8 protein-coding genes are annotated in these 13,812 nt (G+C 47.0%); 6 read left to right on the top strand and 2 right to left on the bottom strand.

All coding sequences use genetic code 11. From position 1 onward, the window contains the following. Positions 1-29: 29 nt before the first annotated feature. The 6 genes from ACTHQF_RS10155 (at position 30) to ACTHQF_RS10130 (ending at position 7,564) form a co-directional block, all read left to right on the top strand. The gene (locus tag ACTHQF_RS10155; protein ID WP_440430098.1) at positions 30-1,163 is read left to right on the top strand and encodes an efflux RND transporter periplasmic adaptor subunit; all 1,134 of its coding nucleotides are present in this window, start codon (positions 30-32) and stop codon (positions 1,161-1,163) included. A 10-nt stretch (positions 1,164-1,173) separates the two neighbouring features. Then, positions 1,174-4,359: an efflux RND transporter permease subunit gene (locus ACTHQF_RS10150; protein ID WP_440430097.1), complete on the top strand. Its 3,186-nt coding sequence runs from the start codon at positions 1,174-1,176 to the stop codon at positions 4,357-4,359. Beyond that, positions 4,346-5,764 carry an efflux transporter outer membrane subunit gene (locus ACTHQF_RS10145; RefSeq protein ID WP_440430095.1) on the top strand — a complete coding sequence of 473 codons (1,419 nt, stop codon included), beginning with the start codon at positions 4,346-4,348 and terminating at the stop codon, positions 5,762-5,764. The genes ACTHQF_RS10150 and ACTHQF_RS10145 overlap by 14 nt, the downstream gene beginning before the upstream one ends. A 125-nt stretch (positions 5,765-5,889) precedes the next feature. Continuing rightward, positions 5,890-6,393, top strand: coding sequence for a DUF1579 domain-containing protein (locus ACTHQF_RS10140; protein WP_440430094.1), 504 nt, complete (start codon positions 5,890-5,892; stop codon positions 6,391-6,393). 128 nt (positions 6,394-6,521) lie between these two features. After that, positions 6,522-6,713 carry a cold-shock protein gene (locus ACTHQF_RS10135; RefSeq protein ID WP_188625056.1) on the top strand — a complete coding sequence of 64 codons (192 nt, stop codon included), beginning with the start codon at positions 6,522-6,524 and terminating at the stop codon, positions 6,711-6,713. 125 nt (positions 6,714-6,838) lie between these two features. After that, entirely contained in the window at positions 6,839-7,564 is a 726-nt protein-coding gene (locus ACTHQF_RS10130) for an AAA family ATPase (RefSeq protein WP_440430091.1), read from the top strand. On the opposite strand, the gene ACTHQF_RS10125 is transcribed toward ACTHQF_RS10130, so the two are convergent. Together ACTHQF_RS10125 and ACTHQF_RS10120 are read right to left on the bottom strand one after the other, a co-directional pair. Continuing rightward, entirely contained in the window at positions 7,565-8,947 is a 1,383-nt protein-coding gene (locus ACTHQF_RS10125; RefSeq protein WP_440430089.1) for an erythromycin esterase family protein, read from the bottom strand. Positions 8,948-9,101: 154 nt separating this feature from the next. Then, the gene (locus ACTHQF_RS10120; protein ID WP_440430088.1) at positions 9,102-13,760 is read right to left on the bottom strand and encodes an efflux RND transporter permease subunit; all 4,659 of its coding nucleotides are present in this window, start codon (positions 13,758-13,760) and stop codon (positions 9,102-9,104) included. Between the last annotated feature and the right edge of the window lie 52 nt (positions 13,761-13,812).

Here is a 13,812-nt window from a genome sequence, read left to right as displayed (position 1 = left end):
CTAACGCTGTTAAACGATCTAATAACGTTATGAAAGTCTTTAGCCTGGCTCTTGCCTTATTGCTATTTGCCTGTCAGCGACAGGAGAAGCTTCAAGTCTCCAGTACGGTTGTTCAGGCACTACCTGTTTTAACCATCAATAGCAGCTCTGAAAATACACTGCTCGAATACCCAGCCTTAATCGAAGGGGCAGTGGATCTTGAAATTCGCCCCCAGGTATCTGGCTCCATTGAAAAGGTCTTTGTGAATGAAGGCGCGCTGGTCCAAAAAGGTCAACCTCTATTTAAGATCAATGAACTACCATTTAGAGAGGCTTTGAACAATGCCAAAGCAACCTTGCAGTCGGCCAAAGCCGCGGCACAGAATGCGCAGCTCGAAATTGATAAGCTCACGCCGCTAGTTGCCAACAAGGTGGTCTCGGACTTCCAATTAAAAAGTGCTAAAGCTGCACATGCTGCTGCGTTGGCGAGTGTTGAACAGGCAAAGGCAGGCATTGCCACAGCAGAGATCAACCTTGGCTACACGCTGATAAAAGCGCCAGTTACCGGCTACGTCGGCAGACTTCCTAAAAAACAGGGAAGTTTAGTTGGGGCCGACGATCCTGTGCCACTTACCCGTTTGTCTGACGCCCACGAGGTACATGTTTACTTTTCCTTGAGCGAAGACGATTTCATCAACTTCAATGAAAGATATGCGGGTAAAACTGTAGCAGAGCGTATCCGAAACATTCCTGGTGTCTCGCTATTACTTGCCGACAATACTGTATATCCGAAAAAAGGTAAACTTGACATGATAGACGGGCAGTTCGACAAGCAAACCGGCGCAATCACGCTAAGAGCTACTTTCCCGAATGAGGATGGGCTGTTGCGCTCTGGAAACACTGGCAAGATCCAGCTGATCATGACCCATGAGAACGCGCTTTCCGTGCCCCAGGAGGCAACAGTAGAAATCCAGGATAAGATATTCATCTTTTCGGTAGATAAAGAAAACAAAGTAAGCAAACAACCCATCACCGTACTTGGTACCAGCGGTACAAATTACCTGGTCAGAAATGGCATTAAAGCCGGGGACAGGATCGTGCTAAAAGGAATGGAAAACCTGAAAGAAGGCGAGCTTATCCAACCGGAGCAATCAAAAGACTTAACTGCAGCTAATATCAAATAATACGTTAAAGATGTTTAAGAAATTTATTGAGCGACCAGTACTGGCTACTGTGATCTCCATTCTGCTGGTCATTCTTGGAGTGATTGGCCTAACTAAACTGCCTTTGCAGCAATTTCCTGACATTGCGCCGCCCGCGGTGCAGGTGATGGCCCTTTATCCAGGTGCAAATGCGGAAACCGTATTGCGCTCGGTAGCACCATCATTGGAAGAATCTATAAACGGCGTCGAGAACATGAGTTACATGAGTTCCACCGCCAGTAATGATGGTTCTTTGGTCATTACCGTTTACTTTAAGCTGGGCACCGATCCCGATCAGGCAGCCGTGAACGTGCAGAACCGTGTTTCCCAGGCGACCAGCCAGCTTCCTGCGGAGGTGGTACAAGCAGGGATCACCACGTCAAAGCAGCAGAACAGCTTGATCATGGTTGTTGACATGTTTGCAGAAGATACTGAAAACTACGACCAGGCCTTTCTTGCCAACTATGCTCAAATCAATATTATTCCGGAGATTAAAAGGATTCCGGGGGTAGGGCAGTCCATCATTTTTGGCGGAAATAAAGATTACTCTATGCGAGTATGGCTGAATCCTGCGCAAATGGCAACTTATCAGCTTACGCCTAATGAAGTTATGGCTGCAATTCAGGACAAAAGTCTTGAAGCTGCGCCGGGTAAATTTGGTGAAAGTAGTACAGCGTCCTTTGAATACGTGATCAAGTACAAGGGTAAGCTGAACAAACCTGGTGACTATGAAAATATTGCCGTAAAAACAAATGCAGATGGCTCCATCCTAAGGTTAAAAGATGTAGCCCGCGTAGAGTTCGGAACATACACCTATAGCAACTTTACCAGGGTGAATGGAAAGCCGGGGATCAATATCGCCGTGATGCAATTATCCGGTTCCAACTCCAATGAAATCCAGATTGCCATCGCCAAGCTGATGGAAAAAGCCTCCAAAGACTTCCCCAAAGGCGTGAAACACCTGATCCTGTACAACACTAAGGATTCACTGGATATTTCGATCAATCAGGTGAAAGCGACGCTTATCGAGGCATTTATCCTCGTGTTTATTGTGGTGTTTATCTTCCTGCAAGACTTCCGGTCTACCTTAATTCCAGCAATTGCCGTACCGGTGGCCATCCTGGGAACCTTCTTTTTCATGCAGTTATTTGGTTTCTCCATCAACCTGCTCACATTGTTTGCACTCGTGTTAGCCATTGGTATTGTCGTCGATGACGCCATTGTCGTTGTCGAGGCGGTGCATGCCAAGATGGAACATTCAAACCTGGCCCCTAAAGCGGCAACCATCTCCGCCATGCGGGAAATCACAGGTGCAATCATCTCCATAACCCTGGTGATGTCGGCGGTGTTCTTACCGGTAGGTTTCATGGAAGGTTCTACAGGTGTTTTCTACCGCCAGTTTGCCTTTACCCTGGCGATAGCCATTGTGATCTCCGCGGTGAATGCCCTTACCCTGAGCCCCGCATTAACCGCGCTGTTTTTAAAAGAAAATCACAGCCACTCCAACGGAACGATGGCGAAGAAAACCTTTAAAGAGAAGTTCTTCATTGGCTTCAACTCAGGATTTGAAAAACTCACCAATAAATACCTGGGCTCCTTACGTTTTCTGATTCGTTACAAGTGGGTTAGCGTTGCAGGTTTGCTGGTGGTCATGCTGATCACGGGGATTTTGGTGAAAAGAACACCTTCAGGATTTATCCCCTCAGAGGATCAGGGTTTTATCGCCATTTCCTTGTCTATGCCTGTAGGTGCTTCTTTAGACCGGACCACCAAAGCCATTAAGGAGCTTGAGGACAAACTTGGCGACATGGAGTCCAAGAAAACCTTGATGGGATTATCAGGCTTCAATATTCTAACGCAATCTTCAAGTCCTTCCATGGGCGTGTCTTTTATCCTGCTTAAGCCAACAGCTGAGCGAGGTAAACTGAAGGACATCAACGAGATCATGGATGAAGTGCGTGGAAAACTCGCGACCATCAAAGGTGCCAGCTTCTTTGTGTTCACCTTCCCAACTGTTCCCGGCTTTAGTAATGTAGACGGCTTGGATATGGTGCTTCAGGATCGTACCGGTGGCAGTCTGGATAAGTTCAGCGGAATCAGCAGCAAGTTTATCGGCGAGCTGATGAAGCGCCCGGAGATCGCTATGGCATTCACTTCATTCCGGTCAGACTATCCACAGCTTGAGCTGCAGGTTGATGACGAAAAAGCGGATCAGCTCGGTGTCCGTGTTAAAGATGTATTACAAACCATGCAGACCTATTTTGGAAGTTCACAAGCCTCAGATTTCAACCGTTTCGGTAAGTACTACCGTGTGATGGTGCAGGCCGATAAAGCCGACAGGGTAGAACCAGCGTCTATGGATGGTGTTTTTGTCAAAAACAATCAAGGTGATATGGTGCCCATAAATACGATCGTGAAGTTAAAGCGGGTTTATGGACCGGAGAATGTATCCAGGTACAACCTGTTCAACTCTATAGGCATCAATGCGATTCCAAAACCAGGATATAGTTCGGGTGACGCGATTCGCGCAGTAGAAGAAGTAGCCCAAAAACAGCTGCCCTTCGGTTATTCGTATGAGTTTACCGGACTAACCAAGGAAGAGATCTCTTCTGGTGGACAGTCAGTGATCATTTTCACGCTCTGCCTGATCTTTGTGTACTTCCTGTTAGCAGCTCAATATGAGAGCTACATATTGCCTCTGGCGGTTGTGCTTTCGATCCCGGCTGGTATCCTCGGCGTATTCGTTGCCATTGGCCTCACTGGAATCGCCAATAACATCTATGTGCAGGTTGCGCTGGTGATGTTGATCGGCTTGCTGGCTAAAAACGCGATTCTGATTGTCGAATTTGCCGTCCAACGCCGACGTGCGGGCAAATCGCTGTCTGCTGCCGCTATTGAAGCTGCTAAACTCCGCCTCCGACCGATCATCATGACCTCACTTGCATTTATCGTGGGTATGATCCCGATGATGAACGCGAAAGGGCCGTCTGCCCTGGGTAATCACTCGATCAGTATCGGTGCCGCCGGAGGAATGGTATTCGGCGTCGTGCTTGGATTATTCTTCATCCCTGTACTCTTCATCTTCTTCCAGTATTTGCAGGAAAAGGTCTCAAAAATTAAAGTAGTTGTTCCAACCAGTGAAAATCACGTTAAAGAACTTGTTCATGAAAACGCATAAAACCATATTCTATCTCCTTTTATTCAGCGCCTTGGTTGCGGGTTGTAAGGTGTCTAAGGATGTCCCGGTACCCACAACCGCAATACCGGAGACCTTCCGCGGCGCTCAGCCCAAAGATTCCAGCAGTATCGCTGCACTGCCACTGAAAGCCTTCATCAGGGAGCCCGATATTCAGCGGCTGATTGATACCGCTTTGATCCGGAACTACGACCTGCAGCTCGCAATGAAGAATATAGAAGCTTCGGAACTGCTGTTCAAACAATCACGTTTGGGTAACCTGCCGGTGATCAATATGCAGATCACCGCAAGTTCCAACCGGCCATCAGACAACAGCTTAAATGGATTGAGCACCAGCCAGTTTCTGGGTACCAGGCACATTGAAGATTTCAATGCAGGTCTCGGCTTAAGTTGGGAAGCAGACATTTGGCGCAAGATTAAAAATCAACAGAAATCTGCGCTGGCTGGTTATCTGCAAACCGCAGAAGCCAGAAAAGCTTTACAAACCAGGATTGTGGCCAATGTGGCACAAGGTTTCTACCAGTTGATGATGATGGATGCGCAAATGAACGTCGCAAAAAGAAACCTTCAGTTGAGCGACAGCACACTCCGGATCATCAAAATGCAGTATGATGCTGGCCAGGTGACCTCCTTGGCCATCCAGCAGGCAGAGGCGCAGCAACTCGTCGCAGCACAGCTGATTCCGCAGCTGGAACAAGCCATCACCATCCAGGAGAATGCGCTGAGTGTACTTACTGGAAAGCTGCCCTCAGCGATAGAACGGCAAACCAGCCTGAACAACATTAAAGCGCCTGTTGAACTACCAAGCGGTTATCCAGCCGCCATGGTAAGTGCCAGGCCGGATGTTAAAAGTGCGGAGTTGGCTTTAGATATGGCAAATGCAACGGTAGGCATCACCAAGGCTGATCTATATCCAACCTTAAGCATCACCGCAAACGGTGGCTTAAATGCATTTAAAGCAAGTAACTGGTTTAAAGTTCCAGCCTCTTTATTTGGTGTGGTATCGGGGGGGATCACGCAACCAATCTTCCAACGCCGCCAACTGAAAACACAATATGAACTGGCGAAAGTTGATCGCGAGCGGGTAGTGATTCAGTTCAGACAAACGGTGCTCAATGCAACGGCTGAGGTATCGGATGAATTGACAAGAATCCAGAAGCTGCAACAGCAGTATGAAATTTCTTCCAGACGGGTTGTAACCTTACAGCAAGCGGTTTCAAATGCAAACCTTTTGTTCAAAAACGGAATGGCAACATATCTGGAGGTCATAACCGCACAAAGTAACTTCCTGCAAAGTGAACTGGCCCTGGCCGAAATCAAAACATCGCAGTTGATCGCTGCTGTGGAACTATACCGGGCCTTGGGCGGAGGTGTCGTCGACTTATAAACTCCCCCTTGTCAAGCTGCTGAATTTCTATAAACCATGGGTAGTTCAACTTTCTTCTTTAACTTGGTGATGCAACCAAATTGCATTCATTAAGAAGATGAATACGAAACTTAACCTTATCCTATATGGAACCTAAAAAAAGCAAATTTGAGATGTCATTGGAAGATGGCCCTCATCATCAGCTCGGAAAGCTGTGCGGCAGCTGGGAAGGCACATCGCGAACCTGGTTCGAGAAAGACCTGCTCGCAGACGAATCCCCCGTTAAGGGTACGATCACTTCGATTTTAGGTGGCCGCTTCTTGCTCCACCAATATCAAAGTAGTTTACAAGGTAAGCCGCTGGAAGGCTTGGCAGTCATCGGCTACAGCTTCCCGTATGAGCGATATCAGACAGCCTGGGTTGATAGCTTCCACATGGGAACAGGCATAATGTTCTCTGAAGGAGATGCAACTCCGGCAGGACATTCTGTTTTAGGTAGCTACGGAGGCGGAGGAATGCCGGAACCATGGGGCTGGAGAACTACTATTGAGGTCAAAAGTGACGACCAGATACTCATAACAGCTTACAATATTGAACCGGGTGGGGCAGAGGAAAGAGCAACTGAGATAAACTATCGTCGGATGCCGTAACTTCAGGATTCACAGAGGTAATTTAATTTCATCAGGCTATAATTTAACCATATTTTAAAAATCAGGTTGTAATTTTACTAATGTTTAAATATTTTTATTACATTTGTATATATTTAAAGTACAATATAATGCAACAAGGAACAGTAAAATTCTTCAATGAGACAAAAGGTTTTGGATTTATCGTGCCAGCTAATGGTGACGCCGAAATTTTTGTTCATTCTTCAGGCTTAATGGATAACATTCGTGAAAACGATTCAGTAAGCTACGACGTTGAGCAAGGTAAAAAAGGCTTAAACGCAATTAATGTTAAGATCAGCTAATTAGATTTCCTTCATAAATTGGTAAACATCCGTCTTTTTAGGCGGATGTTTTTTTTTGCCTATACCCTTAGGGATGTCTGCGCATAAGGTTGTACTTTGTAACCAGATACCAATCCTTACTGCGCATGCCATTTTTATCCCAGATATCGCTTTCCCAAATTCAGGATGACAATTATCTTAAAAACATACCGAGTCTAAGCTCAGGAATACAGCTTCAGCTGAAGAATAGTGTCACCTTCTTTGTTGGTGAGAATGGATCGGGAAAATCTACTTCACTGGAAGGCATTGCCTCGCATTGTGGATTTAGCCTCCGGGGAGGTAACCGAAATCATAATCTAAGTGGCAAGCGAATTTACGAATCTATATTAGCGGAATACCTTCGACTGTCATGGTCACCTCGCAGAATAACTAATGGCTTTTTCATGCGAGCAGAAAGCTTCTTCAATTTCGCTTCTTATGTGGATGATCTTGCAAGTGCCGACCCGGCGATTTTAAAAGCTTATGGCGGGCGTTCTCTGCATAAACAGTCCCATGGGGAATCATTCCTTTCACTATTTAACAACCATTTTGATGCCGGAATCTATATTCTTGATGAGCCGGAAGCAGCTTTGTCGCCCGCAAGAATCCTCGCTTTTATGGCTGTGATAAATCAACTTGAACAAAGTGGCCGTGCACAGTTTATTATTGCAACCCACTCGCCAATGCTAATATGTTATCCGGGTGCAACAATATATGAGTTCAGCAGCGAGGGCGTTGAGGAAACAACCTATCAGAAGACCGAGCACTATAACCTGACCAAATCGTTTTTAGATAATCCAAGCCTGTATCTCCGTCACCTGCTATCTTCATAATCAGTAACCTGAAGGATAAGTATCCGGTGGTTCGTTTTTTGGTAAGACTGGAAGCGGCTTCAGTGCCCTTGTCTCCTCAAAAAACAAGAAAGCATCATACCGGTTGGGCATGATAGAAGGTACATAATTCCGGCTCTCGGTAGCTGGATTGTACTGAACGCCGATCGCACGATGCCCGATTGCATCCATAAGTTTAATGTTGCCTCGAAGCGCATTCGAAAATATAAGCTTGTTAAAAGCTCCGTTGCTATGCAACAAATCCTCCCAGCTACCACGACGGGCTTTGGGTACCCGCATGGTTCTGATACTTCCACCCCAGGTATCCGCTGCGGTCACCTTACCACTGTAAGAACCAAATCCGACAATATACACCTGCTCCGGACCATAAAAGCTGCGGATCATCTGCCCCAGGTTTGTCATACCCGCTGCTGCCATATCGGTGTAACGGGCATCGCCCACATGGGTGTTGTGTGCCCAGATGATCATCTTAGCATCAGATCCATGATGGTCCATAAGTCTTTTCACCGTCGCCCCCATGTGCCTGTCACGAATGTTCCAGGATGCAGCATTACTCGTTGCCGCGGCACTGTAATACTTTTCCCCATTCAGTGCCACCAGCGAATGCTGCTGCATAACTAACTTGGTTTCCTCATCTAAAGCCTGACTAGCGGTATAGGCCAATACGGACCGGTATAATTGTAAAGTTTGTGCCTTGCAATCTTCAGACGCATCCCTGACCGCGATCGCGTACTGAATTGCATCCGCACTGTAGGGCTTAAAGCATTTCCGAACGGCCTCGGCCATCCGGGTTAAACTGTCGTTCCCCTGTATATAGGGCATCAGTTCCTCCATCGACTCCCATAGACAATAAACGTCCATCCCGTAAAAGCCTACCTTCTGTTTAGCCAACTTTTCCTGATTATAGCGATTAAGCCAGCCAACCAGTCCTGCGATCTCATAATTATTCCACATCCAGGTGGGCCAGCGGTCGTATTGCCTTAATAAAGAAACGATCTGTAAACTGTCTTTCAGATCTCCTTTGATAAACTGATTTACGCGGTAGCTATCCGCCCATTCGCCTTCAATGGCAATCATTCGAAAGCCTTTTTCCTGTATAAGCCGTCTGGATATTGCTGCCCGCCAGCTGTAGTATTCGGCAGTGCCATGCGATGCCTCGCCAAGCAGCACAATCTTCCGATCACCAATCTGATCGATTAAAACATCCAGGTCGCTTTCATTTTGTAAGGGCTGTGATGGTATTTGGATTTCCGGCGTTTCAACAACCGCCGGACCTTTGCACGCAATTGCGAGTAGCGTTAACAGTCCAACAATGTACTTAAAGGCTGCAGGCACTTTCATTTCCAGGTCGCTTAAGTGTTCCAAGATCACCTGGCTGCACGAATTAACGGGCCAAATCCAGCCGTTGAACGTTCAAATTTGAAATTCCGGTACTTGTACCGGTGAAGGAATGGGTATAAACAAAACAGGGCACCTGCAAAAGCAAGCACCCATGTTTTCAACCAACCTAACTAGCGTTTTATTTCCAACCGCCACCGAGGGCTTTGTATAAGGAAATATGATTTAGCACCTGCTCTTTCTTTGCCTGTGCTTCTTTAAGCTCTGCATCCAATACACTACGTTGTGTATTCAGGATATCCAGGTATGTTACGCGACCGGCCAGGAAAAGATCGTTCGAGGCCTTTACAGATGCGTTCAGCGCTTGCACCTCATCTGTAATGTGCGTTCTTTTTTGTTTGATATAATCTTCTGACTTCAAGGCATCCTGCACTTCGTTGTAGGCTTTTAATACCACCTTTTCGTATTCCTGAAATGCAATGCCATAACTCGCCGCATAGCTGGCATATTCGGCCTTTAGTCGTTGCTGACTAAAAATCGGCGCTGTGATCCCTCCCAGTAAACCATAAGCCACCGATGCTGGGGTGTTAAAGAATTTACCCAGGTCAAAAGACTGAAAACCAACATATGGCGCAAGGACAACTGCAGGTAAAAAGGCCAGTTTTGCAGCTTTTGCATCTTTCGTTGAGGCGATCAACTCCAAGCCAGCCTGACGGATATCTGGTCGCAAGGCAAGCATTTGTATCGGTGTACCACTCGCCAGCGAATCGCTCAGCGCACTATGCTCCAGTCCGTTAGCTTTCCTTACGATGGCAGTGTTAAACTTGCCAGAAAGGAAGTTCAGGTGATTCTCCATAATGCTGATCTGTTGCAATACTTCCTGCTGCCTTGCCCTGGAATTGGCCAGAACAGCTTTAAACTGCTGCACACCAAGCTCGGTTGCCGCACCGGCAGATTTCTGTACTTCAATGATTTTCAGGCTACGCTGCTGTAAAGCGATGTTCCTGTTGATGATTTCAAGTTCTTCATCTAAAGTCAGCAGCTCAAAATAAGCTGCGGCAATATTGCTTACCAATTCGGTCTGCACCAGCTTCTGACCTTCATAGGATGCCAGAAATTTGTTCAATGCCGCCTGTTTCCTGTTCTTCAGCTTACCCCATAGATCCAGCTCCCAGGCTGTCCTCAGCCCGACAAAATAGTCGGGCAGGGGATCTGGCAAACGCTCGTCTTCCTTCAGATTATCGGAGAAATTGGTGTCATAGTTACCAATTCCATCCATGGTGTAAAATCCATATTTCCTTAATCCAGCTTCTACAGACAGGTCCAGATTAGGTAGGGCAGCCCGCTTTCGAATTTTCAGATTAGCTGCCGCAATTTCTATACGGTGCAGCGTTTGCTTCATATCCGGATTATTCGCAAGTGCCGTATCAATCAATGCCGCCAGATGTTCATCCTTAAAGAAGGTCTTCCAGGTTTGATTAGCCACGGTGTTGGTATCCAAACGCTGCTGAAATGCCTGAGGAACGTCGCGATGTTTATATTCGGGCAGGTCCTTCTTTGTCGAACAACTGCTTAAAAATAGGATAAATCCAACCAGCGGCAGGGCAACCAGCTCTACAGCCGTTTTTCTCCGCACTGCTACAGGACCGTGGTCCGGATCATGATCTGGACCGGGACCTCCGGAACCTGAATCGGAATCATGGTTGCCATCGGGTCCATTCCCGGGAGCAGATTTTTTCTTTTTCATAAATGAAGAGAAAAGAACATAAAGCCCCGGAATTACAATAACACCAGCAATGGTACCGATAACCATACCACCAACAGCTGCGGTACCAATGGAACGGTTACCCAATGCACCGGCGCCGCTGGCCAGCATCAAGGGGATCAATCCCGCTGCAAACGCGAAGGAAGTCATCAGGATCGGACGCAAACGTGCTACCGAACCTTGAATTGCGGCCTGAAGATAGCTCATGCCTTCTTTTTGTTTTAGAATTGCAAACTCCACGATCAGAATCGCATTTTTCGCCAGCAAGCCGATAAGCATCACCAAGGCTACCTGTGCATATATGTTGTTCTCCAGACCAAATACTTTAAGGAACAGGAAGGCACCAAATACACCCGCAGGAAGTGAAAGCAGCACTGGAAGTGGCAACAGGAAGCTTTCATATTGCGCAGCAAGGATCATGTAAACGAACACCAGACAGAGTGCAAATACATAAACCGCCTGGTTACCCGACAGGATCTGCTCGCGGGTCATACCAGACCATTCAATTTCATAACCTTGCGGCAATCCGGCAGCAACCTTTTCTGCAGCTTCAATGGCCTGACCACTACTGAAGCCTGCTGCAGCCTCACCGGTCAACATTGCTGAAGAGTACATGTTATAACGGGTGATCTGCTCCGGTCCGTAAACCCGTTCCATGGTTATGAAAGCCGAAAACGGCAGCATTTCCCCTGCATCATTTTTGATGAACAGCTTAAGTACGTCTTCTGGTTTCTCGCGGTAATTTGGTCCGGCTTGAACCATCACTTTATACATCTGTCCGTAACGGATAAAGTTCGTCGCATAGAAACTTCCCATCAATGTCTGCAAAGTATTCATCGCATTCTCCACACTGATACCTTTTTTAGCTGCCTGATCATAATCAACCTTGATCAGATACTGCGGAAAGCTAACGTCAAACGTACTCGACACACTGGCGAGCTCCGGCGTAGCAGTTAGATCTGCCATGAACTTGTCCAGCACCACAGCAGTTTTATTTAGGTCATCCTGTCCGGTTTTATCCAGAATACGCATCTCGATGCCGGAAGAGTTACCGAAGCCGGGAACAGTAGGGGGAGGAAAGAACTCTATTTCGGCATCCATGATATGCGAAGTCGCTTTTTTAAGTTCCGCAATCACATCGGTTACGGACTGATCACGGTCGCCCCAGCCTACAAGGTTGATCATGCCCATACCATAGGAAGCGCCGGATACCTCATTGACCAGACTATAACCTGCAAGTGTAGAAACCGTTTCTACGGATTTCATCTTACGACTGATCGCGTCTATTTCATTCAACACCGCTTCCGTACGATCTACCGTTGCACCTGGCGGCGTATTTACGTTTACATAGATCATTCCCTGATCTTCTGTCGGAATAAAGCCTGACGGCAGCACACTTGCCATACCCCAGGTTGCCACAAAGAACCCGATTAATAGTCCGAAAGTCAATACTCTACGGCCGGCAATTCTGCCGATCAGACTTTGGTAGCCACCTGATGTTCGGTTATATCCCTTATTGAAGCCACTAAACAACTTGGCCATAAAACCCTTTGCAGCAGGTTTATCATGCGGCGAACGCAGGATAATGGCACATAAAGCGGGCGTAAGGGTCAAGGCATTGATACCTGAAATTACAATTGCTGAAGCCAGCGTTAGCGAGAACTGGCGATAGAAAATACCAACCGGACCGGAAAGGAAGGCCACCGGCACGAATACCGCCGACATCACCAGCGTGATTGCAACTACGGGTTTACCCACTTCGCTCATTGCCGAAAGTGTTGCTTCCATAGGTTGCATGTGTTCTTCTTCCATTTTGGCATACACCGCCTCTACAACTACGATAGCGTTATCCACCACGATACCGATGGCCAGCACGAGTGCGAAAAGGGTCAATAGGTTGATCGAGAAGCCCAGCATCTGCATAAAGAACAATGCACCCACCAAACAAACCGGAACGGCAAGCGCCGGAATCAAGGTGGAACGGAAATCCTGCAGGAAGATGTAAACGACGATAAACACCAGAATAAATGCTTCCAGCAAGGTCATCAATACACTGGAGATGGAAGCATCAAGGAAACGTGAAACATCATAACCCATGGTGTATTTCATGCCCGGAGGGAAGGAGCTTTCCTTGAGCTCCGCCATACGGTCTTTCACATTTTTAATAACGTCCTGTGCGTTTGAACCAGGCAGCTGCTTCATCATGATGGATGCGGAAGGGCGACCATCCGTCTTGGATACCATTTCATAATCTAACGAGCCGAACTCTACATCGGCGATATCCTTGATCCGGATGATCGATCCATCTGCATTTGCCCGGATTGGAATGTTTTTATATTCTTCAGCCTCTGTAAACTTACCAGGATAACGAAGTACATATTGCTGCATGTTGATGGACTTGTCCGAGCCGATACCTGTTTGGCCCGGTGCAGCTTCCACGTTTTGCTTTCTCAATGCGGCAACCACATCATCGCTGGAAATCTGATAGGCGGCAAGGCGGTCCGGTTTTAGCCAAACCCGCATGGCATAATCCCTTAGGCCCATGATCTGCGCAAAACCCACCCCTTCAATACGCTTAAGTTCCTTTAGAATGTTGATGTCGGTGAAGTTGTATATAAAACGCTCATCGGCTGTTTTATCGTCACTGTAGATGTTCAGGTACATCAACATACTGTTAACTTCCTTTTCTGTGGTTACCCCGGCCTTAATTACTTCTTCGGGAAGTTCATCCAGTACGGTGGTCACACGGTTCTGGACGTTTACTGCCGCGATATCCGGGTCGGTTCCTACTTTAAAGAATACCTGAATCAGGGTGGTACCGTTGTTGGTGGATACCGAGTTCATATACGTCATTCCCGCTACACCATTGATGGCCCGCTCCAGCGGAATGGCTACAGCATTCGTACTTACTTCAGCATTGGCACCTGTATAATTTGCAGTCACAACTACCGAAGGCGGCACAATGTCGGGGAACTGGGTTACAGGCAAGGTAAATAACGCCAGTACACCCAGTAGGGTAATAAAGAGCGATATGATCAGCGATAAAACTGGTCTTTTTATGAATGTTTCAAACATAATTGTGCATAGTAATTTTAGTGGAGCCTGCAATTGAGGCTCACATCAAAGA

The organism is Pedobacter sp. SAFR-022 (assembly GCF_051965375.1).
Lineage (GTDB): Bacteria > Bacteroidota > Bacteroidia > Sphingobacteriales > Sphingobacteriaceae > Pedobacter.
Note: the sequence above shows the minus strand (reverse complement) of the source record. Positions and strands in the feature narration are given on the sequence as shown.

Bases quoted from the DNA above. Each gene is read 5' to 3' on its own strand.
- ACTHQF_RS10155 (WP_440430098.1), top strand. From the start codon at position 30: ATGAAAGTCTTTAGCCTGGCTCTTGCCTTATTGCTATTTGCCTGTCAG.
- ACTHQF_RS10150 (WP_440430097.1), top strand. From the start codon at position 1,174: ATGTTTAAGAAATTTATTGAGCGACCAGTACTGGCTACTGTGATCTCC.
- ACTHQF_RS10130 (WP_440430091.1), top strand. From the start codon at position 6,839: ATGCCATTTTTATCCCAGATATCGCTTTCCCAAATTCAGGATGACAAT.
- ACTHQF_RS10135 (WP_188625056.1), top strand. From the start codon at position 6,522: ATGCAACAAGGAACAGTAAAATTCTTCAATGAGACAAAAGGTTTTGGA.
- ACTHQF_RS10145 (WP_440430095.1), top strand. From the start codon at position 4,346: ATGAAAACGCATAAAACCATATTCTATCTCCTTTTATTCAGCGCCTTG.
- ACTHQF_RS10140 (WP_440430094.1), top strand. From the start codon at position 5,890: ATGGAACCTAAAAAAAGCAAATTTGAGATGTCATTGGAAGATGGCCCT.
- ACTHQF_RS10120 (WP_440430088.1), bottom strand. From the start codon at position 13,760: ATGTTTGAAACATTCATAAAAAGACCAGTTTTATCGCTGATCATATCG.